The organism is Sulfitobacter sp. F26204, assembly GCF_026410305.1.
GTDB lineage: Bacteria > Pseudomonadota > Alphaproteobacteria > Rhodobacterales > Rhodobacteraceae > Sulfitobacter.
In genome coordinates, this window is the sequence record NZ_JAPMLQ010000002.1 from 587,723 (window position 1) to 612,609 (window position 24,887).

24 protein-coding genes and 1 riboswitch are annotated in these 24,887 nt (G+C 56.2%); of the genes, 17 read left to right on the forward strand and 7 right to left on the reverse strand.

Annotated features, from left to right (window positions below):
- Positions 1-187: 187 nt before the first annotated feature.
- Positions 188-1,561 carry an L-serine ammonia-lyase gene (locus OS190_RS06830; RefSeq protein WP_267157912.1) on the reverse strand — a complete coding sequence of 458 codons (1,374 nt, stop codon included), beginning with the start codon at positions 1,559-1,561 and terminating at the stop codon, positions 188-190.
- Between the two features lie 221 nt (positions 1,562-1,782).
- Between OS190_RS06830 and rpiA the strand changes: the two genes are divergently transcribed.
- From rpiA to OS190_RS06860, 6 genes are all read left to right on the forward strand, one after another.
- A complete protein-coding gene (rpiA, locus tag OS190_RS06835) occupies positions 1,783-2,571 on the forward strand; it encodes a ribose-5-phosphate isomerase RpiA (RefSeq protein WP_267157913.1) in 789 nt (262 codons plus the stop codon).
- A 10-nt stretch (positions 2,572-2,581) separates the two neighbouring features.
- Positions 2,582-3,946: a glutathione-disulfide reductase gene (gor, locus tag OS190_RS06840; RefSeq protein WP_267157914.1), complete on the forward strand. Its 1,365-nt coding sequence runs from the start codon at positions 2,582-2,584 to the stop codon at positions 3,944-3,946.
- 87 nt (positions 3,947-4,033) lie between these two features.
- Entirely contained in the window at positions 4,034-5,251 is a 1,218-nt protein-coding gene (gene hflK, locus OS190_RS06845) for an FtsH protease activity modulator HflK (RefSeq protein ID WP_267157915.1), read from the forward strand.
- Positions 5,251-6,150, forward strand: a complete 900-nt coding sequence (gene hflC / locus OS190_RS06850) for a protease modulator HflC (protein ID WP_267157916.1) — start codon at positions 5,251-5,253, stop codon at positions 6,148-6,150. Before hflK ends, hflC begins: the two co-directional genes overlap by 1 nt.
- Positions 6,147-6,341 (forward strand): DUF2065 domain-containing protein, encoded by a 195-nt coding sequence (locus OS190_RS06855; RefSeq protein ID WP_267157917.1) that lies wholly within the window; start codon positions 6,147-6,149, stop codon positions 6,339-6,341. Before hflC ends, OS190_RS06855 begins: the two co-directional genes overlap by 4 nt.
- A gap of 297 nt (positions 6,342-6,638) precedes the next feature.
- Entirely contained in the window at positions 6,639-8,120 is a 1,482-nt protein-coding gene (locus tag OS190_RS06860; RefSeq protein WP_416237385.1) for a DegQ family serine endoprotease, read from the forward strand.
- A 51-nt stretch (positions 8,121-8,171) separates the two neighbouring features.
- Here the strand turns inward: OS190_RS06860 and OS190_RS06865 are convergent, their stop codons facing one another.
- Positions 8,172-8,735, reverse strand: coding sequence for a peptidoglycan-binding domain-containing protein (locus OS190_RS06865; protein ID WP_267157918.1), 564 nt, complete (start codon positions 8,733-8,735; stop codon positions 8,172-8,174).
- Positions 8,736-8,897: 162 nt separating this feature from the next.
- On the opposite strand from OS190_RS06865, the gene OS190_RS06870 reads away from it, so the two are divergent.
- Together OS190_RS06870 and OS190_RS06875 are read left to right on the forward strand one after the other, a co-directional pair.
- Positions 8,898-9,221, forward strand: coding sequence for a 2Fe-2S iron-sulfur cluster-binding protein (locus tag OS190_RS06870; protein ID WP_267157919.1), 324 nt, complete (start codon positions 8,898-8,900; stop codon positions 9,219-9,221).
- Positions 9,221-9,970 (forward strand): FG-GAP repeat domain-containing protein, encoded by a 750-nt coding sequence (locus tag OS190_RS06875; RefSeq protein ID WP_267157920.1) that lies wholly within the window; start codon positions 9,221-9,223, stop codon positions 9,968-9,970. Before OS190_RS06870 ends, OS190_RS06875 begins: the two co-directional genes overlap by 1 nt.
- Positions 9,971-10,133: 163 nt before the next feature.
- Here the strand turns inward: OS190_RS06875 and purD are convergent, their stop codons facing one another.
- A complete protein-coding gene (gene purD, locus OS190_RS06880) occupies positions 10,134-11,399 on the reverse strand; it encodes a phosphoribosylamine--glycine ligase (RefSeq protein WP_267157921.1) in 1,266 nt (421 codons plus the stop codon).
- 71 nt (positions 11,400-11,470) lie between these two features.
- On the opposite strand from purD, the gene xseA reads away from it, so the two are divergent.
- A complete protein-coding gene (gene xseA, locus OS190_RS06885) occupies positions 11,471-13,030 on the forward strand; it encodes an exodeoxyribonuclease VII large subunit (protein WP_267157922.1) in 1,560 nt (519 codons plus the stop codon).
- A 91-nt stretch (positions 13,031-13,121) separates the two neighbouring features.
- Here xseA and OS190_RS06890 read toward each other — a convergent pair whose 3' ends face one another.
- Together OS190_RS06890 and OS190_RS06895 are read right to left on the reverse strand one after the other, a co-directional pair.
- Positions 13,122-13,514, reverse strand: a complete 393-nt coding sequence (locus OS190_RS06890; protein ID WP_267157923.1) for a hypothetical protein — start codon at positions 13,512-13,514, stop codon at positions 13,122-13,124.
- 39 nt (positions 13,515-13,553) lie between these two features.
- Positions 13,554-14,564: an alkane 1-monooxygenase gene (locus OS190_RS06895; protein WP_267157924.1), complete on the reverse strand. Its 1,011-nt coding sequence runs from the start codon at positions 14,562-14,564 to the stop codon at positions 13,554-13,556.
- A 181-nt stretch (positions 14,565-14,745) separates the two neighbouring features.
- Here OS190_RS06895 and OS190_RS06900 point away from each other — a divergent pair, with 181 nt between their 5' ends.
- The gene (locus tag OS190_RS06900; RefSeq protein WP_267157925.1) at positions 14,746-16,458 is read left to right on the forward strand and encodes an NAD(P)H-dependent oxidoreductase subunit E; all 1,713 of its coding nucleotides are present in this window, start codon (positions 14,746-14,748) and stop codon (positions 16,456-16,458) included.
- A 61-nt stretch (positions 16,459-16,519) separates the two neighbouring features.
- On the opposite strand, the gene OS190_RS06905 is transcribed toward OS190_RS06900, so the two are convergent.
- Positions 16,520-17,440, reverse strand: coding sequence for a lytic transglycosylase domain-containing protein (locus tag OS190_RS06905; RefSeq protein ID WP_267157926.1), 921 nt, complete (start codon positions 17,438-17,440; stop codon positions 16,520-16,522).
- 82 nt (positions 17,441-17,522) lie between these two features.
- Between OS190_RS06905 and ftsY the strand changes: the two genes are divergently transcribed.
- The 4 genes from ftsY to OS190_RS06925 are packed head-to-tail and all read left to right on the forward strand — an operon-like array spanning position 17,523 to position 20,962.
- Positions 17,523-19,109: a signal recognition particle-docking protein FtsY gene (ftsY, locus tag OS190_RS06910; RefSeq protein WP_267157927.1), complete on the forward strand. Its 1,587-nt coding sequence runs from the start codon at positions 17,523-17,525 to the stop codon at positions 19,107-19,109.
- Complete coding sequence (locus tag OS190_RS06915; protein ID WP_267157928.1) at positions 19,106-19,429, forward strand: hypothetical protein; 324 nt, start codon at positions 19,106-19,108, stop codon at positions 19,427-19,429. Before ftsY ends, OS190_RS06915 begins: the two co-directional genes overlap by 4 nt.
- A gap of 15 nt (positions 19,430-19,444) precedes the next feature.
- Complete coding sequence (locus OS190_RS06920) at positions 19,445-20,347, forward strand: EamA family transporter (protein WP_267157929.1); 903 nt, start codon at positions 19,445-19,447, stop codon at positions 20,345-20,347.
- A 9-nt stretch (positions 20,348-20,356) separates the two neighbouring features.
- Positions 20,357-20,962: an inner membrane-spanning protein YciB gene (locus tag OS190_RS06925; protein ID WP_267157930.1), complete on the forward strand. Its 606-nt coding sequence runs from the start codon at positions 20,357-20,359 to the stop codon at positions 20,960-20,962.
- A gap of 60 nt (positions 20,963-21,022) precedes the next feature.
- Here the strand turns inward: OS190_RS06925 and OS190_RS06930 are convergent, their stop codons facing one another.
- Positions 21,023-21,724 (reverse strand): glutathione S-transferase N-terminal domain-containing protein, encoded by a 702-nt coding sequence (locus OS190_RS06930; protein WP_267157931.1) that lies wholly within the window; start codon positions 21,722-21,724, stop codon positions 21,023-21,025.
- A 79-nt stretch (positions 21,725-21,803) separates the two neighbouring features.
- A riboswitch (SAM riboswitch) is annotated at positions 21,804-21,880 on the forward strand.
- Positions 21,881-21,947: 67 nt separating this feature from the next.
- Between OS190_RS06930 and metZ the strand changes: the two genes are divergently transcribed.
- The 3 genes from metZ to OS190_RS06945 all read left to right on the forward strand — a co-directional run bounded on the left by metZ (position 21,948) and on the right by OS190_RS06945 (position 24,760).
- Positions 21,948-23,126, forward strand: a complete 1,179-nt coding sequence (gene metZ / locus OS190_RS06935; RefSeq protein ID WP_267157932.1) for an O-succinylhomoserine sulfhydrylase — start codon at positions 21,948-21,950, stop codon at positions 23,124-23,126.
- Between the two features lie 115 nt (positions 23,127-23,241).
- Positions 23,242-24,336, forward strand: coding sequence for a GTP cyclohydrolase FolE2 (folE2, locus tag OS190_RS06940; protein ID WP_267157933.1), 1,095 nt, complete (start codon positions 23,242-23,244; stop codon positions 24,334-24,336).
- Positions 24,337-24,508: 172 nt separating this feature from the next.
- Positions 24,509-24,760, forward strand: coding sequence for a hypothetical protein (locus tag OS190_RS06945; protein WP_267157934.1), 252 nt, complete (start codon positions 24,509-24,511; stop codon positions 24,758-24,760).
- The last annotated feature ends 127 nt before the right edge of the window (positions 24,761-24,887 follow it).

Sequence of the window (24,887 nt, forward strand, 5' to 3'; positions counted from 1 at the left end):
CTCGCAGAAATTTGTCAGTGTTTCTGTTGAAGGGTATACCCGTTTTGCTGAGAGGTGCTTGAGGGATCGGAATGATCCTCAAGTCACCTGTGCAAGGGTGGGTGCGATTCGTCACGTCCTCAAGGACAAGCCGCGCAAGCGCGGTGCTGCGCATCCTTGACCCCGTGAAGAATCACGGATTTGACGGTCAGCAGTTGGGGACGTTCACGGCGAGGCCACCGAGCGAGGTTTCCTTGTATTTCTCGGACATGTCAGCACCGGTTTGCCGCATGGTTTCGATACAGGCATCCAGTGGCACCAGGTGCGTACCATCGCCACGCAGTGCAAGGGAGGCGGCGGCAACCGCTTTGATCGCACCGAGGCCGTTGCGTTCGATACAGGGGACCTGGACCAATCCCTTGACGGGATCGCAGGTCATGCCGAGGTGGTGCTCAAGTGCGATTTCCGCAGCGTTTTCAACCTGTTCAGGAGTTCCCCCCAGCACGGCGCAAAGGCCAGCAGCAGACATGGCGGCGGCAGAACCGACTTCGGCCTGGCAACCTGCTTCGGCACCTGAAATGGAGGCGTTGAATTTGACAAGGCCACCGATCGCGGCAGCGGTCAGCAGGAAATCTTCGATATGGGATTCGGATGCTCCCGGCACATGATCGAGGTAATAGCGCAATGTCGCCGGCAACACGCCGGCGGCGCCGTTGGTGGGGGCGGTGACAACTTGCCCCCCGGCGGCGTTTTCTTCATTCACGGCCATTGCATAGGTGCTCATCCAGTCGTTGATCGTATGAGGCGCCGATTGGTTCTGCCCACGTTCGGCGACCAGCGCGTCATGGATGCCTTTGGCGCGGCGTTTGACGTTGAGCCCTCCGGGCAGGACACCCTCTGTCTCGATCCCGCGGTTGATACAGTCGTTCATCACCTGCCACAGGCGCTTGGCCCCGGCCTTGAGGTGGATTTCACCATTGCGTGACACTTCGTTTGCCCGCTTCATGGCGGCGATTGATTTGCCGCTGGCCTGGGCCATTTGCAACATTTCGGAAGCGGATTTGAATGGAAAGGGCACTGGTGCCCCTTCATCGGTGTCTTTGCCGGCAGCCAGCTCGCTTTCTGTCATCACGAAGCCGCCACCGATGGAATAATAGGCTTCACGCAGAACTACATCCCCCTGGGCATCGGTCGCCATGAGCATCATGCCGTTGGCATGACCGTCAAGTTTGGTGTCGTAGTCGAAAATCAGGTCGGTCTTCGGGTTGAACGAAAGGGGTGCGAACCCTTCCACCAAAATTCTGTTGTCCGTATTGATTGCTTGCAAAACCGCTTCGGCATGATCTGCGTCATACCTTTCCGGTGTGAACCCGGCGAGACCGAGAATCGTTGCGCGATCCGTAGCGTGTCCGACGCCCGTAAAGGCGAGTGATCCATGTAGCGAGGCGCGCACGCCCGCAAACTGGAAGGGAGAGGCGCGCATAAGGTCAAGGAAACGTGAGGCGGCGACCATCGGTCCCATCGTGTGGGAGGAAGAGGGCCCAATGCCTACTTTGAACATGTCGAAGACGGAGAGAAACATCGTTTGCGCTGCCTTTTGGTTCAATATGGTCAGGGTTGTCTCTGCCCAAGGCAGACCTGCTTTGCAAGGGGGCTGCATGCGCGAATGCGACCTGTTAGGTTTCAATTCGGGCAAGGGATCGACATGGGTAGAAAAAAGCCGCTGTCTGCCCTCGCACCCTCAGGGGAATCTGCTTATAACGCCAGAACGAATAGCATGCCCATCTTCTCAGGAGTTGCCACATGGCTGGAGAACTATCCCCCATCGACAAGGCGAAATTTGTCGCGGCAAAACGCGCTGCGCAATATGTTGAGGACGGGATGCGTGTCGGGCTGGGCACCGGGTCGACTGCGGCGTGGCTTGTGCGGTGCCTGGGAGAAATGGTGCGCGATGACGGTTTGCGCATCAAAGGTGTGCCGACGTCGACACGTACCGCGGAACTGGCGCGGGGCGTCGGGATCGATGTGATTTCGCTGGATGAGGCAAAATGGCTCGACCTGACAATCGACGGTGCGGATGAATTTGACGGTGATTTGAACCTGATCAAAGGGGGGGGCGGCGCGTTACTGCAGGAAAAGATTGTTGCCACGGCCTCTGACCAGATGGTGGTGATTGCGGATGTAGGCAAAGAGGTCGAGAGCCTGGGCGCATTCCCTTTGCCCATCGAGGTTATTCCGTTTGGTTGGCAGACCACGCAGGCGCTGGTTGAGGAAACATTGATTTCGATGGATGTCCTTGGGCGCACTTCGACACTGAGGATGAATGGAGAGGTGCCGTTTATTACCGATGAGGGGAATCACATCCTGGATCTGCATTTGAATCGTATCGGTAATGCGCGGCAATTGGCGCTGGTGATCAACCAGATGCCTGGTGTCGTGGAAAACGGTTTGTTTATCGATATTTGTGACGCGGTTGTGATCGGTTACGGAGATGGCAGGGTCGAGGTACGTGACATAAACGAAGGTACGGTTGCAACCGAGCGACTGGATTTTGTCGAAACGGACAATCTCTTCTCTGACCTCTCTGATTAAGGAATACCCCATGGCGGATGCTTTCGACTTTGACCTTTTTGTTATCGGCGGCGGATCAGGCGGCGTACGTGCAGCACGGGTCGCGGCGGGAGAATATGGCGTAAAGGTCGGCTTGGCCGAGGATGACCGATATGGCGGCACCTGTGTGATCCGGGGCTGCGTGCCGAAGAAGTTGATGGTGTTTGCATCGGAATATGCAGGCATGCCCGCCGAAGCCGCATCCTATGGTTGGGACGTACAGGGGGGGGCGTTCGATTGGAACCGCTTTCGGGGCAAGTTGCAGGCGGAACTGGACCGCCTCGAAGGGGTGTATCGCAATCTATTGGCGGGGTCGGGGGTCGAGACATTTGATCTGCGGGCGACTGTCAAGGATGCGCATACCGTGGCGCTGGCAGATGGCACAACGAAGACGGCCAAACATATATTGATCGCGACAGGTGGCTATCCGGTACGGCCGGACATGCAAAATGCCGAGTTGGGGATCGTATCGGATGATATTTTCCATCTCGAAGAACTGCCCAAATCCATTCTGATCATCGGAGGCGGTTATATCGCTTGCGAATTTGCCTGTATCCTCAATGGTTTGGGTGTTGAGGTGACGCAATACTATCGTGGGGCACAGATTTTGCGCGGCTTTGACGACGAGGCACGGGGTCTGGTTTCGGAGAGCATGAGCCAGAGTGGTGTTGACCTGCATCTGGGGACCAACATTATTGAATTATCTCAAGGCGAGAATGGCATAAATGTCAAATCCACAAATGGAAACGAGCGTTCTTTTGATCAGGTGATGTTTGCCACCGGGCGCGATCCCGCGTCCAGAAACATGGGTCTGGAAGATGTCGGCGTGCGCTTGGGCCGCAAGGGACAGATCGAGGTGAACGAATACAGCCAGACTGAGGTTCCGTCGATCTATGCAATTGGCGATGTGACAGATCGCGTGAACTTGACCCCCGTGGCAATACGCGAGGGTATGGCCTTTGTAGAAACCGTCTTTGGCGGTAGGCCGACTCCGGTGGATCATGACCTGATCGCCAGCGCGGTGTTTACGCAACCGGAGATGGGCACGGTTGGGCTAAGTGAAGAAGAGGCCAGCGAGAAAGAAGAGGTCGAAATCTATGCAACCTCGTTCAAGCCGATGCAGACATCGTTTGCGGAAAAGCCGGACCGGGTCCTGATGAAACTGGTCGTATCCAAGGCGACGCGCAAGGTTCTGGGTTGTCACATCGTCGCACCCAATGCGGGTGAATTGATCCAGATGGTTGGTATCGCGGTCAAGGCGGGTCTGACGAAAGAACAGTTCGATGCGACATGTGCTGTGCATCCAACCATGTCCGAAGAACTGGTAACCATGCGCAAATCAGTGCGAAGCGCTTGATTTTGGCAGGTCTGTGCACACATGGCGTTGTAGAGATTTAAGAACGAATGCCGCAAACTGACGGCATCAAGAGGGGAACAAGACAAGATGGCTGGTAACAATGGCGGCCCGTGGGGCGGCGGTGGCGGTGGACGGGATGATAACCCCGGCGAGCGCGGAAACAAAAATGGCGGTGGGCATAATGGCGGCGGCGGGCGTGGCCCCGGTGATCAAAAGCCGCAGATTCCCGAAATCGACGAACTGGTCAAAAAGGGCCAGGAACAGCTTCGTGTCCTGATGGGCGGCGGCGGTGGTGGTGGACGCAACAATGGCACCGGCGGTGCAGGCGGCGGCGGTCCGGTGCTGACACGCGGCACGATCGGTGTAGGCCTGCTGGCGGCTGTGATCGCTTGGGGGGTTGCCAGTTTCTATACGGTGCGCCCGGAACAACAGTCGATCGAACTCTTTCTGGGGGAATTCAGCCAGGTTGGTACAGAGGGATTGAACTTTGCACCCTGGCCGCTGGTCAAAGCCGAAGTGTTTGACGTGACCACCAACCGCACCGAAGAACTGGGTGTTCGGCGTGGATCGGGTGGTAATGACGGGCTGATGCTGACCACGGATGAAAATATCGTCGACATTGATTTTCAGGTGGTGTGGAACATCAAGAATGCTCAACACTTCAAATTCTCGCTACGCGATCCTGAAGCCTCGGTCAAAGCGATCAGTGAGTCCGCGATGCGCGAAGTCATTGCCCAATCCGAACTTGCGCCGATTCTCAGCCGGGACCGAGGCGCGGTTGCCGACCAGGTAAAAGAGTTGATCCAGACCACACTGGACAACCGCGAAACCGGGATCAACATCCTGCGTGTGAACCTCAACAAGGTCGACCCACCGAGCCAGAACGTGATTGTCACCAACACCGACGGCACGACGTCACAAGGCTCGGTTGTGGATGCCTTTCGTGATGTGCAAGCTGCGGAACAGGAACGCGACCGGGTCGAACGACAGGCGGATGCCTATGCCAACCGTAAAACTGCCGAGGCGCGTGGTGAATCAGCGCAGCTTCTGGAAGCTGCCGAAGGGTACCGTGCGCGTGTAGTGAACGATGCCGTTGGTGAGGCGAGCCGCTTTGAAGCGGTTTTGACCGAATATTCGGCGGCACCCGAAGTAACCCGCAAACGTTTATATATTGAAACCATGGAAAAGGTACTGGGCGGGGTCGACAAGATCATCCTTGAAAACGGGTCCGATGGTTCAGGAGGGCAGGGTGTCGTGCCCTATCTGCCCCTCAATGAACTGCGTCGCAGTGGAGGATCGAACTGATGCGTAAGATGGGATTTTTGCTGCCGATAGTGGTGGTTGCGATTGTTGCTGTACTCTCTGCTATTTTTGTGGTGGATGAGCGCGAAAAGGCTTTGGTTCTGCGGTTCGGTCAGATCAAGCAAGTGGTTGTTGATCCTGGCATCGGATTTAAGGTGCCGATCCTGGATGAAATAGTACGCTTTGAGGATCGTATTCTGTCCTTTGAGACGGAACTGATCGAGGTTACCCCAGCCGATGATCGACGCCTTGAGATTGATGCCTTTGTTCTTTACCGGATTGACGACATTGTACAGTATCGTCAGGCCATTGGTGCCGGTGGGGAACGACAGGCGGTCAATGATCTGAGCGGTATCATGGAATCGCAGATCCGTGCGGTTCTGGGCTCGCAAGGGGTGACGTCGAACACCATTCTATCGCCGGAGCGTTCGGATCTGATGGAGCAAATCCGCGTAAGGTCGGATGCCCGTGCCGATGCGCTTGGGCTTGCGGTTGTGGATGTGCGCCTGCGCCAGACCAACCTGCCGGAACAGAACTTTGCCGCAACATTGCAGCGGATGATTGCCGAACGTGACCGTGAAGCGACGGATGAACGCGCCCGTGGCCGGGAAGCCGCACAGCGCGTCATCGCCCTGGCGGATCGTACCTATGAAGAAATCCTGTCAGAGGCCCGTCGTGATGCCCGCATCATCGAAGGTGAAGCGGATGCCGAGCGCAACAAGATCTTTGCAGAGGCCTATGGCAAGAATCAGGAGTTCTTTGAATTCTACCGTTCCTTGACCGCCTATGAGGAAGCCCTGAAGGGCAGTAATTCCACAATGGTATTGTCGCCAAACAGTGAATTCTTCAACTACCTGCGTTCGGATCAGGGCAGCCGCTCTGACGAGGGAGAGCGCAATTGAAATTGATCCTGCTGGCCGTCGGGTTGGTAATGGTTTTCGAGGGGCTGGTCTATGCGCTGGCCCCTTCGTTTTTGGAACGTATGCTGGAAACACTGCGCAAGCTGCCACCGGATGCGGTGCGCCAGATCGGTGCCCTGATTGTGGTGACGGGTCTGGTCCTGATTTGGGGGGCCTTTCAGATCCGGCCCTGACCCAAGCATCGCATGGGCGCCACGACATGCTCAAGGGGCTCTGCCCCGTCGATCAAAGATCGACTCCCCGCGGTATTTAAGGCCAAAAAGAAGCTTAGACCAGGGCAGACAGTGATCAAAAGAAGGGGGTGCCCTGTTGAAAACCCCGTGAACGGGTACATCTTTGATATTGCGGCAGGGAGATTGGCGATGCACTCTGTCACCAGCATAATCCGGCCTCAGGCCCCAGAAGAACAAAGCAGGAGAACAGCCATGCAATCACAGGTCAATGCCGGGCACGGCAATCTGCGGCAGAACATGCCCGTCAAGGCGAAGGTCGGAGCCCAGCGCTTTGTGCAGAGTACCGTGTTCAAGGCATTCATGCTGGGAATTTTGGCCCTGGCTTTGGTGATGGCGCAGGCGTTGGCGGTCTTTGCCAAACCCGAGAGTCTTGCGCCGCTCGCCGAGAAAATCAGCCCCTCGGTGGTGAATATCACGACCTCGACAATGGTTGAAGGGCGCACCGGGCCACGCGGGATCGTGCCGGAAGGCTCCCCTTTTGAGGATTTCTTTCGTGAGTTTCAAGACCGTAACAACGGCGGCGATGGCACGGGGCCACGCCCACGGCGGTCTTCCGCGCTTGGTTCAGGATTCGTGATTTCCGAAGACGGTTATGTGGTGACCAACAATCACGTCATCGAAGGGGCGGACGAGATAACGATCGAATTCTTTTCGGGTGAGGAGCTGAAGGCTACGGTGATCGGTACCGATCCAAATACCGACATTGCATTGTTGAAAGTGGAAGCGAAGTCACCTTTGCCCTTTGTAACCTTTGGTGACAGCAATGCGGCACGTGTCGGAGACTGGGTGATTGCCATGGGCAACCCGCTGGGGCAGGGTTTTTCGGTTTCGGCAGGCATCGTGTCGGCGCGCAACCGCGCGCTATCGGGCACCTATGACGATTACATTCAGACAGATGCGGCCATCAACCGAGGCAATTCCGGAGGGCCGTTGTTCAACATGGATGGGGATGTGATTGGTGTGAACACGGCAATCCTGTCACCGAATGGCGGGTCGATCGGGATCGGATTCTCGATGGCGTCGAATGTGGTTACGCGTGTGGTGGATCAGTTGAAAGAATTCGGCGAAACGCGGCGCGGCTGGTTGGGTGTGCGCATTCAGGACGTGACGGAGGATGTGGCTGATGCCATGGGTTTGGCCAAGGCAACCGGCGCATTGATCACAGATGTTCCTGAAGGGCCGGCGAAAGAGGCCGGACTGGAGACAGGTGATGTGATCATGTCCTTTGACGGCGTTGAGGTTGCGGATACACGTGCCCTGGTAAAACAGGTCGGGAACAGCGCGGTTGGTGCCACTGTACGTGTCACCGTGATGCGGGAAGGCAAAAGCCAGACGATAAAGGTAGTGTTGGGCCGTCGCGAGGATGCCGCTGACGCGGAACCGGAAGCCAGTGATCCCGAAAGCAATACCGCGCCTGAAAGCAAGGATTTGCTGGGCTTGACGCTGTCGCCTTTGACGGATGCGCTGCGTTCCGAACTGGGCATTGACGCAGATATGGCCGGATTGGTTGTGACCGGCGTTGACGAAGCATCGGAGGCTTTTGAAAAGGGGCTGCGTGAGGGCGACATCATTACCGAAGCCGGACAGCAAAAGGTTGCGAGCATTGGCGATCTGGAGGCCCGGGTAGAGTCTGCCAAGGAAGGCGGGCGCAAGTCGCTTCTGTTGCTGGTGCGTCGTGCCGGGGATCCGAGGTTTGTTGCGTTGACCCTGTCTGATTGAGACCGCTTATCCCAGGGATTACGGGGCACCCTTCGGGGTGCCCTTTTTTGTTTATCCGGCCGGGACTCGGGGGACAGCGATCAAGCCCAACATGCGGGCTGTGCTTATCGCCAATACTGCGCTGTCCAGGCCTTCGTTGCGTTGCAAGCGTTGTATTGCACTTCGGGTTTTTGCGTCCAGGCTGCCAGAGATTTTGCCGGTGTAGTTGCCGCGGGCCTGAAGGGCGCGTTGCAGCGACGAGACGAATTCGGGTGTCAGGACATCGGGACAGGGGGTTTCAAACCAATTGTCGCGACGCGGGGTTACGATGACCTGCCGTTCTTCTGTGCGATATACCGGTAAACTAGCGATGGTGCCGTCGCTGTTGACTTTGGCGGCTTTGATCTGGACCTGTTCTGTAACGCGTTCGACAACAGCAGGGCTGACGGTCTTGCCCCAGCAGCTGCCTTCGGGTGCATCGGCTGGACCGTCGCGCGTGGCCGCCATTACACCTGGTTCGGGCGGTGCGGTCGTTGGATCAGGAGAATCGGCATCGCAGGCACCAAGTCCGAAAACAACCACCAGTAACAGCGGAAAACGAGCGGGTTGCGTTTTTAAAGAAAATGCCTGTGTCATGCCCGATGCCTCTGGGTCTGGTTTTGCATTACCCTAGCTGTTTTGAAAGGCGCTGCCTAGCAGTGCTGAGCCTCAGGCGGTTCTTCGGCATAAAAGGGGCTGGCAGAGCCTTGCCCGCCCCGATAGAAAACATCGAACAACAAAGAAACAAAGGACGGATACATGGCGAAAATCACCTACGTTGAACATGGCGGCAAAGAGCATGTGGTCGAAGTGGCGAATGGCATGACGGTCATGGAAGGTGCACGTGATAATAACATCCCAGGAATCGAAGCCGACTGTGGCGGGGCCTGTGCCTGTTCCACTTGTCACGTCTATGTGGATCCCGCATGGGTCGAGAAGCTTCCTGTCAAGGATGATATGGAAGAGGATATGCTTGATTTCGCCTTTGAACCGGATCCGTCACGTTCGCGTTTGACTTGTCAGATCAAAGTTACGGATGCGCTTGATGGTTTGCGCGTCCAGATGCCGGAAAAGCAGATCTGATGCGATGGCTCGTTGCCTGGCTGATGTGGTGGTCGGCGGGCCCCCTTTTTGCCCAGACAATCACAGAGGCCGCATATAACGAACCTACACAACGTTACGCACATGGTGTGCTGGGGGACAATGTCGAATGGGGCAATCTGTCCGTGACAGTGCACCGTGAAACCGGCAGCAAGGATGGTCTGTTGCGAACCTGGCGGGATCAGACATATCATCTGCGCCAACCGGAGGATCGGGTGTTCGAAGACACCGCCCCGCGTCTTGTGGATCTGGACGGCGATGACAAGCCTGAGATCATTGTGGTCGAAAGCCATTCTGATTACGGGGCCCGTCTGGCTGTCTATGGGTTGAACGTCGATGGGATACCTGAATTGCAAGCTTGGACCAGGTTTATCGGACGGAAACACCGCTGGGTTGCCCCTGTTGGGGCGGCTGATTTTAACGGCGATGGCGTGATGGAGATTGCCTTTGTCGACCGGCCGCATCTGGTCCAGAAGTTAAGGGTCTTTTCCTATGCCAAGGGTGAGGCCGGCGCTTTCGAGGAGCTTGATGCTCTTACAAACCATCGGATCGGGGATGATTATATCTCGGGTGGCATACGTAAATGTGCAGACAAGCCCGAGATGGTTCTGCTGTCGCCGGATTGGCGGGACCTGGTTCTGGTCCACTGGCAGGAAGACGGGTTTGTAAAGCAGAGGATCGGCGCAAACAACGGACCTGAAAGCATCGCTGCAGCGCTTGCATGCAGTTAGACGCAGTGCCCTGAAATCATGGTCTGTCCCATTGTCAGGGGGCACCTGCGCCAAAATCTGATTACGCCGAAACTCGGGTAAATTCAGATCGGTACAGCGCAAATTGCGGGCGAAGATCATCGGGCTGTAGTGCAGGGAAGATCACTTTCAAACTGCTTTGCGACTAATCTAGCGCGCGCCAACCGATGTCACGCCGACAGAAGCCTTCGGGCCAATTGATCTGATCGACCATGGCATAGGCGCGGTCTTTTGCCTCCATCAGACTATTTCCCCTTGCCGTGACGTTCAGGACCCGCCCGCCGGTGGCGATGAATGTCCCGTCGCTGACAGAAGTGCCCGCATGAAAGGTCATATTCTTGCTGTCTTCAGGAAGGGTGTCTAACCCCCTGATCTCAGAGCCTTTTTGATAGGTGCCAGGATAGCCTTTGGCGGCCATGACGACCGTGACCGCATGGTCCTCGGCCCAGTTGACGCGCATGTCTGACAGGCGGCCCTCAGCCGTTGCATGCATCAGATCAAAAGCCTGGGCACCAAGTCGCATCATCAACACCTGACATTCCGGGTCGCCAAATCGGGCATTGAATTCAACCAGACGTGGTTGCCCGTCCTTGATCATGAGACCGGCGTAAAGCACACCCTGGTAGGGTGTGCCGCGTTTTGTCATTTCCGCCATGGTCGGCCGAATAATTTCGTTCAGGGCCTTTTGCGCAATTTCTTCGGTCAGGATGGGTGCAGGCGAATAGGCTCCCATGCCGCCGGTGTTTGGTCCGGTGTCGCCGTCACCTACGCGTTTGTGGTCCTGTGCTGTGCCGATGGGTAGGATGTTTTCGCCGTCGCATAATACGAAAAACGAGGCTTCCTCGCCTTCCATGAACTCTTCGATCACAACTTCCGCACCTGCGGCTCCGAAAGCGCCGTCAAACATCTCGTCCACGGCTGCCGAGGCCTCTTCATCGGTCATGGCGATGATCACACCCTTGCCAGCGGCCAGGCCGTCCGCTTTGATCACCAGGGGGGCAGGGTGGGTTGTGACATAGGCACAGGCGTCCTCGTGATTTGTGAAATGGGCGTAACCCGCAGTTGGTGCATTGCAGGCGTCGCAGATTTCCTTTGTAAATGCTTTTGAGGCCTCCAGTTGTGCCGCCGCAGCCGAGGGGCCGAAAACAAGAAAGCCCGCGCCACGCAAGTCGTCTGCAACACCGGCTGCCAAGGGCGCTTCTGGTCCGACGATGATGAAATCTATGCTGTTTTCCTCACAAAAGGCGATGATTTCTGCGCCGTTCATGATGTCCAGATCCGCGCAATCGGCGATCTTGGCGATGCCCGCATTGCCCGGTGCAACGATCAGCTTGTCACACTTTGGATTCTGTAAGGTGGCCCAAGCAAGACTGTGCTCGCGTCCGCCGCTGCCGAGAATTAGGATGTTCATGCTACAGCGCTCCCTTGGGTTTTGCTGCTGGGCGTTCTAAGCTGTGGCGCGGATAGGGGCAAGGTGACCTGATGGATATGTTTGATGACGGGGCCAACGGGCCGACAGACGGGAACAACAGCCCGGAATTTTCGGTCACGGAGTTATCTGGCGCAATCAAACGCATCATTGAAGGTGAGTTTTCTCATGTGCGCATCAAGGGTGAGGTGGGCCGCGTCAGCCGTCCCCGGTCGGGGCATATCTATCTGGATCTGAAAGACGATAAATCCGTCATAAACGGGGTGATCTGGAAAGGTGTTTCCGCCCGGCTTGAGACGCAGCCCGAAGAGGGCATGGAGGTGGTTGCAACCGGGCGCATCACGACCTTTGGCGGACAGTCGAAATACCAGATCATTATCGAAGACATCAAACCCGCCGGCATGGGGGCCTTGATGGCATTGCTGGAAAAGCGCAAGAAAATGCTGGCGGCAGAGGGGCTGTTTGACGCTTCGCGTAAGCGACCACTGCCTTATTTGCCAGAGATCATCGGCGTTGTGACCTCCCCCTCTGGTGCCGTGATCCGTGACATATTGCATCGATTGCGCGACCGGTTTCCGCGCAAGGTCTTGATCTGGCCGGTAGCGGTGCAGGGTGCCAAATCAGCACCGGAAGTCGCCCGCGCGATCGAAGGGTTCAACGCCCTGACTCCCGGGGGCAGCATGCCGCGCCCCGATCTGTTGATCGTTGCACGCGGTGGGGGATCGGTCGAGGATCTGTGGGGGTTTAACGAGGAAATCGTGGCGCGGGCGGTGGCGGCGGGAACGATCCCGTTGATTTCGGCCGTGGGGCACGAGACAGACACGACCCTGATTGATTTTGTTTCTGACAAGCGGGCACCAACGCCAACGGCGGCCGCCGAATTGGCGGTGCCGGTGCGTCACGAATTGCTGGCGTGGCTGGAGGGGCAATCGGCACGCATGGGCCAGTTGTTGAGCAATGGATTGACGGCGCGGGCGCAACGGTTGCGCGACATGAGCCGCGCCTTGCCACGCGCAGAAACTTTGCTGGATGGTCCACGACAGCGGCTGGATCGTGCGGGAGAGCAACTGGGGCCTGCACTGATTGCCGGTGTGCAACGGCGGCGTGTGCGTTTGGCGGATGTGTCAGGATCGCTGCGCCCGGCGACCCTGCGCCAGCGCGTGGCGAATGACCATCGGCGGCTGGAGGAACGAGCGGGGCGACTTGGACCTGCTTTGGGGCGGGGTGTGGCGGAAAAACGCGATCGCTTTGAAAGCCGTGCCAAAGCCTTTCGGCCAGCAGCGCTTGCGCGCGAACATACCGCGAAGGCCGAAGCCTTTGGCAAACTGGTACTTCGACTGTCCGAGGCCGGCATGCGCCAGACCCAAGGATGGCGTCAAAAACTGACGGCGCTGGAACGGTTGCGCAATACATTGGGATACGAGGCGACATTGGAACGCGGCTATGCCGTTGTGCGTGGCGACGGGGCTGTGGTGACAGATACCAGGACGGCCCAAAAAGCGGCCGTGCTGGAGATACAATTCGCGGACGGGCGGATGCTCGTTGGGAGTAAACCTGCGGCCAACCGCAAGAAGGCCGCGCCGGAAACGCCCGAACAGGGGTCCTTGTTGTAGCAGGTTAATTTACCCCGCTGCGGAGAGCGCGGCGCCTACGGACGGTAAACAAGACCAAAAGAGAGGCGGCCAGGGTGCCCGGCCTGAACTGTCAGACCCCGACCTTTGGTCCAAGGCAGAGCATTTTTTCATCGCGGTCCCGTGCTTCGTAGAGTTCGGTTGTATTGGGGCGATTTTCAAAGCGGGCAATGAGACCAGTGGTGCCGCGTCTGAAACTCCAGCATTGAGGATCGGGATTGTTCTCATAGATGAAACAGATCAACCCATTGGCCTCGTACCATTCACCCTGTTTGCAATCCCCATCCAGAAAAGACCATTCGACGCGGCGGTTTTCGTGATATATTTCCGCGCCATAAGCTTGGCCGTTCTGACCGAAGAACAGGGTTTTTCCACGGGTATAGTCGTCAAATTCCTTGGCAGTCATGAGGTCTTGCGCCGCGAGGGGCGCTGCAAGGAGGCTAAGCAGGAGGGCAAGCTGTTTCATCCTGCAACATTGCCAGAATTCGGCACGGCTTGCTAGCGGTCAGGCCGGTTTTTGCCACCTGGCAACACGATGATCCATAATCCGCCGCCAAACGGGGGGCAGCAGCGCAAGGACTGCCATTACCGGAAGGGAATGTGGCAGGATGGGCATGGTGTCCGGGGTGACTTGCAAGGCCGGAAAGGCGCGGGCAGGGCGCAGATGATGATCGGAGTGTTTTGGCGCATTCAGCATCATCGCGCTGGAATACCATTTCGGCGCGTTCCAACTGTGTTGTGGGCCAATCGGTTCGGGCTTGCCATTGGCCAGTGTGGCGCGGCGCAGACCGTAATGTTGCACATAGTCCGATAACAGCAGTTGTAACTGGGCATAAAACGCAATGGCGAGATAGATGATGGTGCCCTTGTGACCGGCAATCATATAGGCGCTGACTAAAGCGACGCCTGCACCGCCGATATAGGCGACATAAGGATGGCTCAAAGGCGGAGAATTATGCGCGCGGGCCCGACGCGATGTTTCGGCGCGCCAGCCCGCGATGAATTCGCCACTGAGGGCACGCAGGGCGTAGGCCCAGAACCCTTCGCCCTTACGGGCGGAATTGGGGTCGGTCCTTGTTGCGGCATAGATGTGATGCACGTGAAGATGCGCTGAGACATGATGCCCGTGCAACAGCGAGATATAAAGGGCGGCACCGACACGGCGAGGAAACCGGGCAGTCGCATGTATCAACTCATGTGCGTTCGAGTTGGAGACCTGTCCGAAGTAAAGCCCAAGACCCGTGAAAAGCAATATCCTGTCGATAAGTGACAAAGACCCTGGCGTGGCAAGTGCCCAGATTCCCAATGCCAAAAGCGGGAAATGCACAGCTGCGAGGGCCATGCTGAGGCTGCGCCCGTTGTTGCCTGTGTCAGGTAGCGCATGTGCGATTTTGTCCATGAAGAATACAAAAACAGTGATCGACAGCACACCCGAAGGCGCAAAGTGACCGCCGAACAGGCATCCCAGGGCCAGCAGCGCGGCGGGAGTGAGGCTGGCGACGGCGTACCAGAACATATAAGCGATCTCTTGTTTGTTTCGGCTCTGTCTCTATAGATGAAATTTGAACCCTCAAAGTAAATATCGTGGCACTGTCGTGTCTTGTGCCGCGCAAAGAGCAAGGGAATTGTCGTTTTTGATCATGTGACCTTTGTGGTACTTGATAGGAATACCTTGATACAGACTGAAGGGATATTTCATGGCGCTGGACAATGATGGCAAGACGGCGGGCAGGGGTCCGCGAAAGGGCGTCTGGAAATCCGGCAAGGGGAAAGGACGTCACCATACCAAGGGACGTCAATTGCTGGACGGTCCATGGGGTGAAGTGCGCGCGTTGTTGGGGGACAGACCACGCGATGCTGATCTGTTGATCGAGTTTCTGCATTTGATACAGGACGCCTATGGCTGCCTCTCTGCGGCACATCTGCGTGCGCTGGCAGAGGAAATGCGGATGTCGATGGCAGAAGTCTATGAGGTTGCGACCTTTTATGCACATTTCGATGTGGTCAAAGAGGGAGAGCTGCCACCACCCGCCCTGACGATCCGAGTGTGCGATTCACTTTCGTGTGAATTGGCCGGGGCGCAGGCACTGAAGGCCGCTTTGGAGGATGGTCTGGATGCTTCTCAAGTAAGGGTCTTGCGGGCTCCTTGCATGGGGCGCTGTGATACGGCACCGGTTCTGGAAATCGGGCACAATCACATCGATCTTGCCACGCCGGAAAAGGTTCATGCAGCGATTGCTGCAGGGGATACCCATGCCCGTATCCCAGCCTATCAGACCTATGCCGATTATGCCGCCGATGGGGGCTATGCAACATTGACGGCGCTGCGTGAAGACGGCGATTGGGAATCTGTTCAGGACAAGGTGCTGGCCTCGGGTCTGCGCGGATTGGGGGGCGCCGGGTTCCCTTCCGGTAAAAAGTGGGGCTTTGTCAGAGCAAACACAGGCCCACGCTATATGGCTGTGAACGGGGACGAGGGGGAGCCGGGAACATTCAAGGATCGCTATTACCTAGAGCGGGTGCCGCATCTTTTCCTTGAAGGCATGTTGATTGCAGCATGGGCTGTCGAAGCCGAAAAGGTTTTCATCTACATGCGCGATGAGTATCCGGCAGTGCTGGGGATTCTGGCAACTGAAATCAAGGCACTGGAAAGTGCAGGTATCGTTCAGCCAGGCTTTATCGACCTGCGACGGGGCGCGGGTGCCTATATCTGTGGCGAAGAATCCGCGATGATCGAAAGCATCGAAGGCAAACGCGGTATGCCGCGCCACCGTCCACCGTTTGTGGCGCAGGTGGGCCTTTTTGGTCAGCCGACCTTGGTGCATAATGTCGAGACATTGCATTGGGTTGCCCGTGTTTGCCGTGAGGGACCCGAGGTGCTTTCGGGGGTTGAGAAGAATGGGCGCAAGGGGCTGCGGTCCTATTCTGTATCGGGCCGCGTTGCGCGTCCGGGGATGTATCTGTTGCCAGCGGGGTCAACGATAAGCGATGTGATCGAGGCCGCCGGGGGTATGGCCGAAGGCCAGGTATTCAAAGCCTACCAGCCCGGCGGGCCGTCATCGGGGCTGTTGCCAGCCTCAATGAACGACATCCCGCTCGATTTTGATACCTTGCAACCGCATGGCACCTTTATTGGGTCGGCGGCAGTGGTCGTTTTGTCCGAGGATGATTCGGCGCGGGCAGCGGCACTGAACATGCTCAGGTTCTTCGAAGATGAAAGCTGCGGGCAATGCACGCCCTGCCGCGTCGGCTGTGAAAAGGCCGTAAAGTTGATGCAGGCAGAGCGGTGGGACACCGCGCTGTTGGAGGAACTGTCCAGCGCGATGGTGGATGCTTCGATTTGTGGGCTGGGGCAGGCGGCACCAAATCCGATCCGCATGGTGATGAAGCATTTTGCAGATGAGGTTTGACGCAATCGGTGCAAGAGCGTCACGAGTCGGGGCGATCAAAGCAGGTTCCGCATCCTAACTGTCAATTCTGCATGACGCGACAATTACATCCTTGCCTGCGCATGGCATCGCAGAGCTGTTTTGCGCTGTCGCGGCTATTGCGGCCATATCGCGCAAAATAGTATCCCTTTTTGCGCGCTACCTTGTGAGGTTTGTAAATCAGTTCTACCGGTTCCTTGCCAATGACACTGCGGCAGGATGCCGTCTGTCTGCGTGCGCCTGAGCGGGCTGCCTTTTTGGATTGGGCAAAGCCGACTTGCACGCCCCAAGGCTTGATCTTGGGGGCAGGTGGTTTGGGGCGAACCAGTGGCGTGATCCGGCGATTTTGCGCCATTGAATAGCAGGCGGTCAGAAAATCCTCGGTTTGGGACAATCGCATGTCATGTTGTTTGGGTTTTGCATCGCGCCAGTCCTCGGCATCCAATCCCGTGATGATCGGTACATAGTTCATTGTTTCCGGTGCCAACCCCTTGCCCAGCAAGAATCCTTCGGCCCGTCGTTCCCCGCCGTTGTAACCAATCGCTGCCAATCCCTCGTTGCCATATCGTTTTACCATCTCGGCCAGATATTGCGCGGAATGTTCCAGGGCATCGGCGGGGTTGTAGGGGTCTTTCAACCCGCGACGCCTGGCGGTTGAGGGAATGAACTGTGCGATGCCACGTGCATTCGCATGGCTCAGGGCATTGGGATCAAAGCGGCTTTCTTGCCAGATCAGACGGGCAAAGAACCCAGTGTTCAGCCCGTGACGTTGGGATAAATTCAGGATCGCATTGCAGGTGTCATAAACAAAGTGACTGGGGCGGATGCAATGCGCATGCCCCCATTTCTGTGTCGTGCACATGCGACCAGGTTCAGCCCGTGTCGCGACAGGCATGCTACTGACGAAAAGTACAAAAACGAAGACAAACAGACGGTACATGGGCTGTTGGTGCGGTGTTCGCATCCTTATGTCAATTCCAAGAGGCGCACTTCCATCCTGTGAAAAGAGGGGGTAAGCCTGATCCAAACTGGTGCGGAGGCCTTCCTTGGCGTTTTTCAAGAAACTCAAAGACAAATTGTTCAAGTCGTCGTCGAAAATCGACGAGGGATTGGAAGCGATTGTCAGTGACGGTGGCGAAGTCGAGACTACGGTTGACGATAGCGTTGACACCGTTAACGCTGTTGCGGCTCAAGCCGGAGAGCAGTCAGCCGCACAGCGCGCCGAAGATGCAGAACACCAGGTCCAAGAAGATGCCCGCCTCGTAAAAGAGCAAGCAGCGCGTGAAGCGGCAGGGCAGGCGGTTCGCGAAGAAGCAGAGCGTCTGGCAGCAGCAAAAGCAGCGCAAGAAAAGCGCGAAGCCGAAAATGAGCAAGCCCGTGCCGCCAGTGCAAAAGCCGTTCAGGAAGCCGCGGACGAGGCGGCACGTCGCGCAGCGGTAGAAGCAGCGCAGGAGGCTGAAACTGCACGGATGGCCGAGGCTGAGGCCGCTGCCGAAGAGGCCCGCCTGGCTGAGGAGGACCGCATCGCGCAAGAAGCTCGTCGCGCCGAAGAAGCCGCAGAGGCCGCTGCTGCGGAATCAGCAAAAGCCGCCCGTCAGGCCGAAGAAGAGCAAGCCGCTGCCAAAGCTGGCGAGCGTGCCGCCGAGGAAAAAGCCGCTCAGGACGCCGCCGCAAAAGCAGAGCCCTTGCGCAGCACCTTAACACCCGTGACACCGGAACTGATTAAATCCACTGAAATGGCTCCAAAGCCGGGGCTACTGGGCCGTCTAATGGGACGCAGTGCGCCCAAGACCGTTGTGCGCCGGGTTCTCGATGATGACATGCTGGAACAACTCGAAGAGTTGTTGATCACAGCAGATATGGGGGTGGATACCGCGCTAAGGGTTACTGCCAATATGGCTGAAGGTCGCTTTGGCAAGAGACTGTCGGTGGCAGAAATCAAGGAACTGATGGCAAATGAAATTGCCCGTATCATGGATCCTGTTGCACGCCCCTTGCCGCTGTATCCCAAGACACCACAGGTGGTGTTGGTGGTTGGGGTCAACGGGTCGGGCAAGACCACGACAATCGGCAAACTCGCCAGTCAGTTCAAGGCAGCAGGTAAATCTGTGGTGATTGCTGCGGGTGACACCTTTCGTGCTGCGGCGGTTGAGCAACTACAGGTCTGGGGAGACCGGGCCGGCGTGCCAGTGCTCACCGCTGCACAGGGGTCCGATCCGGCCAGCCTGGCATTTGATGCCATGACCCGTGCCGAAGCCGACGGCGCGGATCTTTTGCTGATCGACACCGCAGGGCGATTGCAAAACCGTAGCGACCTGATGGAGGAATTGGCCAAGATCGTACGGGTGATACGTAAAAAGGATCCGGATGCACCTCACAATACGCTGTTGGTACTGGATGCCACGACTGGGCAGAACGCATTGAACCAGGTAAAGGTGTTTCAAGACATTTCGGATGTTTCCGGGCTTGTGATGACCAAGCTGGATGGCACAGCCAAGGGGGGGGTCCTGGTGGCGCTGGCGGACAAGTTCGGCCTGCCTATTCACGCGATTGGCGTAGGTGAACAAATTTATGATCTATCCCCCTTTGATCCGCAGGATTTCGCCGACGCCTTGGTAGGCTACGAAAGGTGAAGATCACCGGGCATCCGTTTTCAACAAGCGCGCAGGTGAGAGACGGTATTCCGCTGTCAGTTGGTCCGGTACCAGTTCCCCAATTTGTTGATAATGACGATAGCGCGGTATTTGCTTGCAGTGGCGCGGCACCCTCGTTGCAGGATGTGCATTCTGTATTGATGGGTGCAGGGCGGGCGCAGACCCAGACCGGCTCTGATCAAGTGGCTGTGATGGCGTTCGACCACTGGCAAGACCGGCGTCGCAACCTGTTCGTGCCAAAAGATGTGCAACATATCCGGCGTTTTCCTTTCGCCTGTCGGTCTTGCGATGATGTCTGAACCGGAGGGCAGGTCGTGACTGACTGGCTAGTGTCGATTGAAGGGAGCGAAACTGGACACAGTGTCGCGCTGTTCCTAGCCATCATGGCGGCAATCCTGCATGCGGTTTTCGGTGCCTTGCAAAAGGGCCGCCATGATCCCTGGTTGACACGCGGTGCAATTGATTTTTGCTATTGCGTGATGGCGGCCCCTTTTGCGTTGCTTGTCGTACCTTGGCCGGAACCGCATATGTGGCTGATTTTTCTTGGCGCATTTGCCATTCATATCGTTTACAAATGCTTGCAGGCTTGGGCCTATACCAAAGGTGCCTATACCGTCGTTTATCCGGTGGTGCGTGGCACAGGGCCACTGTTTGCCGTCATCGGTGCCTATCTGATCTTTGATGAACGCTTTAGCGGGATACAATGGTTCGGCGTCGGGATATTACTGATGGGTATCTTTGGCCTTGCGATCTACAACATGAAATACCTTGTGTCGGAACGTGACACGTTGAACGCGGCGCTTGCCATTGCGTTGCTGACTGGTCTGTTTGTGGCGCTTTATACCACCTACGATGCTTTCGGTATACGTGCGACGCAGAACCCTTTTACCTTTCTGGCGTGGTTTTTCATGATTGACGGGCTGCTTATGCCATTCATCGCGGCAGGGCGTTGGCTCCGCATGGAGAACGCCCCGGCGCTTGGGCCTTTGATGACGCGTGGATTTTTTGGCGGGATCGTCGCCTTTCTCAGTTTTGGGGCCATCATGATGGCCACACGTCTTGACAAAGTGGGCGAAGCGGCCGTCCTGCGCGAAACATCAACTGTGTTTGCCGCATTGATTGGTGTCGTTTTCCTGAAAGAAACGGTAGGCCCACGACGCGTTGGCTTGATGGCATTGATTGCGCTGGGGGCTGTGATAGTTGAAATGGGTGGATAGGAGAGCACCATGCCTGAGCCAAAGACCATCAACCCGATTCTGAAACAAGTACTCGAACTCGGGCCTCCCTTGCTGTTCTTTGTCATTTACCTGCGTATCCGCGACGATATGTTCAGTTTTGGCGGGACTGAATATTCGGGTTTCATCGTGGCAACGCTTGTTTTTGTGCCAATCCTGTTGGTGTCGATGGCGGTGCTCTGGATGCTGACGGGGCAACTCAGCCGAATGCAGATATTCACGGCGTTCATGGTGATTTTCTTTGGCGGTCTTACTGCATGGTTCAATGACGAGCGGTTCTTTAAAATGAAAACCACCATCGTCTATGCGTTTTTTGCCGCCATTTTGTCGATCGGGCTGTTGCGCGGACAAAGCTATCTGGCCTTTGTCATGTCCGAAATGATCCCTATGAAACACGAAGGCTGGATGTTGTTGACGCGACGGTTGACTGTATTTTTCATCTGTCTGGCGGCGGGTAATGAAATCGTATGGCGTACGATGTCCACAGATGCCTGGGTCAAGATTGAAACCTTTGGTTTTCCGGTCCTGATGTTCCTTTTTCTGTGGAGCCAGATCGTCGCGCTTGAGCGATTTACAGAGACAGACGAAGCTGAATAAAAGCCAAATTTCAAATATCCCGATCGCTTAATTCTGGCGATTACGCGACTTTGGCTATTATCATTTCTTGAACAATTTGGCTTGGGCTTTGCTGTCCCCAGCGAAATCCGCCCGTTTTTCGGCAAAAACTGCGCGTCCCGCAGCGACACCCCTGCGCGCACCCATGACCGCCAGCCAGCGCGCCATATGGGGTTTGTCCTCCAGCGTCTGTTGTTGACCCTCCCACAGTGACGCCCAGCCCCAAATTGAAAAATCCGCGATTGAAACGAAATCGCCTGCAACAAATTCATGTTTTGCCAGTTGGCGGTCCAACACCCCGTACAGCCGTGCCGTTTCTGAGCGGTAACGCTCTTTGGCATAGGGAATATCATGTGGCGGATTCATATGTGGTGCATATTTCAAAAAGTGGTGTGCTTGCCCTGCCATAGGACCCAGTCCGCCCATTTGCCACATCAGCCACTCCTTGACCGCAATTTTTTCGCGCGGGGTCGAGCCGTCGAACTGTCCGGTTTTTTCCGCCAGATATTGTAGGATTGCGCCACTTTCAAATATCGAGACAGCGGCACCGTCAGGTCCGTCGGGATCGATGATCGCGGGTATCCGGTTGTTGGGCGCATTTGTGAGAAAATCCGGTGAAAATTGTTCCCCGGCACCAATGTCGACCAGATGTGTTTGATAGGAAAGCCCCATTTCTTCGAGGGTGATGGAAACTTTCCAGCCGTTCGGCGTAGGCCAGTAGTAGAGATCTATCGGGTCAGTCATCGCGGTCTCCTTTTGCTGCATGATGACGATACGGTAGAGAATGCCAAGGTGTGATTGACGCGGGCCGGCAACAGGCGTAGGTCAATCTTGTGGTGATTTGTTACTGGATTGCGGGCCACGTTAAACAATCTGCTAAAAGGTCAGGATGAAAGCCCCCTTTCGCTTGACTGGCGTCTGGGGTTTTTTATTGCCCGCTGGGGAGCGGGGCGGAAGGATGTATGACATGACAAACGAGTGGCACAAAAGCACCAAAGGCGTGCATGCAGGTACAAAACGCAGCCAGTATGGCGAGGTCTCTGAATCAATCTTTATGACGCAGGGGTTTGTCTATGACACTGCGGCACAGGCGGAAGCGCGGTTCGAAAGCGCGGGACCGGATGAATTCATCTATGCCCGCTACGGCAATCCGACGGTCGCAATGTTTCAGGAACGCATCGCGGCACTTGAAGGGGCAGAGGATGCTTTTGCCACAGCGTCGGGCATGGCTGCGGTCAACGGTGCGTTGATGTCGTTGTTGAAAGCCGGCGATCACGTGGTATCGGCCCGCGCCTTGTTCGGTTCCTGTCTATATATCGCCGAGGAAATTCTGCCCCGTTTTGGCGTTGAGGTTACCTTTGTCGATGGTGGCAACCTAGAGGAATGGGAAGCCGCTATTCGCCCCGGCACACGCGCGGTCTTTTTTGAATCACTTTCCAATCCGACTCTTGAGATCGTGAATATCGAAGCCGTGTCGAAACTCGCCCGTGCCCAGGGCGCACTTGTGGTCTGCGACAATGTCTTTGCCACACCCGTCTATTCCAACGCTATCGCGCAGGGCGTTGATCTTGTGATTTATTCTGCGACCAAGCATATCGACGGACAGGGCCGGGCGTTGGGGGGCGTGATCCTAGGGTCGCGTGAGATGATCCGCAAAACGGTTGAACCCTACATGAAACACACTGGCGGCTCCATGAGCCCCTTTACTGCGTGGATCATGTTGAAAGGACTTGAGACAATGGCCCTGCGCGTGGGCGCGCAAACGGCATCGGCGCTCAAGATTGCACAGCGACTGGAAGGGCACGAGGCACTGAGCAAGGTGATCTATCCCGGTCTGGCCAGTCATCCGCAACATGATCTTGCCACTGCGCAAATGGGCGCTGGCGGGACCATGATTGCAATTGAGGTGAAAGGTGGCAAGGACGGGGCCTACCGCTTTCTTGATGCCTGTAAAATCGGCATTATTTCCAATAATCTCGGCGATGCCAAAACCATCCTGACGCCTCCTGCCTTTACGACCCACCAGCGTCTTCCGCTTGATCAGAAGGCGGCGCTTGGCATCACGCCTGGGCTGGTACGCATTTCGGTCGGGCTTGAGAGTGACGAAGATCTGATTGCTGACTTTCTACAGGCACTCGATAACTAAAACGTTATATTTTACAGCGGTTTATCGGTTGCATAATAAACTCTGAAAGTTCTTTATTGGTAATCTGTGCTAGAATCCTTAGATCTGACAGGTGAAACAGTTGGGGGCCAGGCCTATGAATATAGTCACTGCCGTTGAGAAAAGGCCGGAACGTGCCGACGCAGAAGCAGCACTTGCGACGCTGAAAGCCTGGGCGGCCCATGCCACACAGCAAGAGCTTGGCGTGCTTGACCCAGCATTTTCGCAAGTGCTGAAAGACAGCGAAGCATATCCCGAGTTCAGCCGGACCTATCCGGATGACTTTGCCGTCGGCGATAACTACAAGGCGACATTGCCGGATCTGCAAAACGGACCATCCAGCCTCATTCGCGGTGCTCGGCAGCAGATACAACACGTGGGAATCTCGAATTTCCGTCTGCCGATCGGCTTTCATTCCCGCGATGGCGGCGACCTGCGTTTGGAGACATCGGTCACAGGCTCTGTCAGCCTTGAGGCTGACAAGAAGGGCATCAACATGTCCCGTATCATGCGGAGTTTTTATAAACACGCGGAGCGCACGTTCAGTTTTGAAGTAATCGAAGCGGCACTTGATGACTATAAGACCGATTTGGAAAGTATGGATGCACGCATCCAGATGCGGTTCAGCTTTCCGATGAAGATTGAATCCCTGCGGTCGGGGTTGACCGGCTATCAGTATTACGATGTAGCGCTGGAACTAATTGATAAAGACGGGCTTCGTCAAAAGATGATCCATCTTGATTATGTCTATTCAAGCACCTGTCCCTGTTCGCTGGAACTCTCTGAACACGCCCGTGCCACACGGGGACAATTGGCGACGCCGCATTCGCAGCGCTCGGTTGCGCGGATCTCTGTAGTCATCAACTCTGGTGGTGAATGTCTTTGGTTCGAAGACCTGATCGACGCATGCCGCCGTGCGGTACCGACTGAAACACAGGTCATGGTCAAACGCGAAGACGAACAAGCTTTTGCCGAATTGAACGCGGCCAATCCGATTTTTGTCGAGGATGCCGCACGCCTGTTCTGCGAACAATTGCAGGCAGACCCGCGCGTCGGCGATTTTCGCGTGATTGCGAGCCATCAGGAAAGTTTGCACAGCCACGATGCAATTTCGGTTTTGACTGACGGTCCAACCTTCGAAATGCAAAGCATAGATCCAAAACTGTTCAATACGCTGTTTCACGTCGGCTGATCACGGTTGCAAAGGGGCAGGTGCCGGCGCGATAATCTGCACGATTATCAAAAAATTGCTGCATTGCGGCAAGCGTCTGTCGGCTATGCATTTTTGTTGGTACTCCTCATGGGCAAGGGAGCCTATCTAACGGGTAACGCAATCATACTCAGTGATCCGAAAGGTAGCTCAAATGGCCTATCACAATATCGCAACTCCCGCCGTCATCCTGAACCGCGAAATCGCTTTGACACGCAGGTTCTTTGCCCGCATCAGCGCTTGGTTCTCAAATGCCTTTCAGGCAATGCAGCGGGCATCCTCTGCGCAGCGTCGCTTTGAACGGATGCAAAGCTTGCAGGCGAAATCAGACGCCGAACTGGCAGCACTGAACATCAAACGCGACGATATAGTTCATCACGTTTTTGGTGATTTGTACTACGTCTGAACCAGATTGGTCCTGGCAGTCGAAATTCCATCTGATCAGAGGTTTCCAGCCTGTGATCAGATGTTGCCAAGGACTGTACGTGCCAGTGTCACATGCGTTTCGATCTGCCATTCGGACCCATGCGAAA

What these genes read in the sequence shown, in the direction of transcription:
- OS190_RS06830 (WP_267157912.1), bottom strand. Translation starts at nt 1,561, where the DNA reads ATGTTTCTCTCCGTCTTCGACATGTTCAAAGTAGGCATTGGGCCCTCT.
- OS190_RS06870 (WP_267157919.1), top strand. Translation starts at nt 8,898, where the DNA reads ATGGCGAAAATCACCTACGTTGAACATGGCGGCAAAGAGCATGTGGTC.
- OS190_RS06905 (WP_267157926.1), bottom strand. Translation starts at nt 17,440, where the DNA reads ATGCGAACACCGCACCAACAGCCCATGTACCGTCTGTTTGTCTTCGTT.
- hflC (WP_267157916.1), top strand. Translation starts at nt 5,251, where the DNA reads ATGCGTAAGATGGGATTTTTGCTGCCGATAGTGGTGGTTGCGATTGTT.
- OS190_RS06865 (WP_267157918.1), bottom strand. Translation starts at nt 8,735, where the DNA reads ATGACACAGGCATTTTCTTTAAAAACGCAACCCGCTCGTTTTCCGCTG.
- metZ (WP_267157932.1), top strand. Translation starts at nt 21,948, where the DNA reads ATGACAAACGAGTGGCACAAAAGCACCAAAGGCGTGCATGCAGGTACA.
- OS190_RS06930 (WP_267157931.1), bottom strand. Translation starts at nt 21,724, where the DNA reads ATGACTGACCCGATAGATCTCTACTACTGGCCTACGCCGAACGGCTGG.
- gor (WP_267157914.1), top strand. Translation starts at nt 2,582, where the DNA reads ATGGCGGATGCTTTCGACTTTGACCTTTTTGTTATCGGCGGCGGATCA.
- OS190_RS06945 (WP_267157934.1), top strand. Translation starts at nt 24,509, where the DNA reads ATGGCCTATCACAATATCGCAACTCCCGCCGTCATCCTGAACCGCGAA.
- xseA (WP_267157922.1), top strand. Translation starts at nt 11,471, where the DNA reads ATGGATATGTTTGATGACGGGGCCAACGGGCCGACAGACGGGAACAAC.
- OS190_RS06860 (WP_416237385.1), top strand. Translation starts at nt 6,639, where the DNA reads ATGCCCGTCAAGGCGAAGGTCGGAGCCCAGCGCTTTGTGCAGAGTACC.
- OS190_RS06890 (WP_267157923.1), bottom strand. Translation starts at nt 13,514, where the DNA reads ATGAAACAGCTTGCCCTCCTGCTTAGCCTCCTTGCAGCGCCCCTCGCG.
- purD (WP_267157921.1), bottom strand. Translation starts at nt 11,399, where the DNA reads ATGAACATCCTAATTCTCGGCAGCGGCGGACGCGAGCACAGTCTTGCT.
- folE2 (WP_267157933.1), top strand. Translation starts at nt 23,242, where the DNA reads ATGAATATAGTCACTGCCGTTGAGAAAAGGCCGGAACGTGCCGACGCA.
- OS190_RS06900 (WP_267157925.1), top strand. Translation starts at nt 14,746, where the DNA reads ATGGCGCTGGACAATGATGGCAAGACGGCGGGCAGGGGTCCGCGAAAG.
- OS190_RS06925 (WP_267157930.1), top strand. Translation starts at nt 20,357, where the DNA reads ATGCCTGAGCCAAAGACCATCAACCCGATTCTGAAACAAGTACTCGAA.
- OS190_RS06895 (WP_267157924.1), bottom strand. Translation starts at nt 14,564, where the DNA reads ATGTTCTGGTACGCCGTCGCCAGCCTCACTCCCGCCGCGCTGCTGGCC.
- rpiA (WP_267157913.1), top strand. Translation starts at nt 1,783, where the DNA reads ATGGCTGGAGAACTATCCCCCATCGACAAGGCGAAATTTGTCGCGGCA.
- OS190_RS06875 (WP_267157920.1), top strand. Translation starts at nt 9,221, where the DNA reads ATGCGATGGCTCGTTGCCTGGCTGATGTGGTGGTCGGCGGGCCCCCTT.
- hflK (WP_267157915.1), top strand. Translation starts at nt 4,034, where the DNA reads ATGGCTGGTAACAATGGCGGCCCGTGGGGCGGCGGTGGCGGTGGACGG.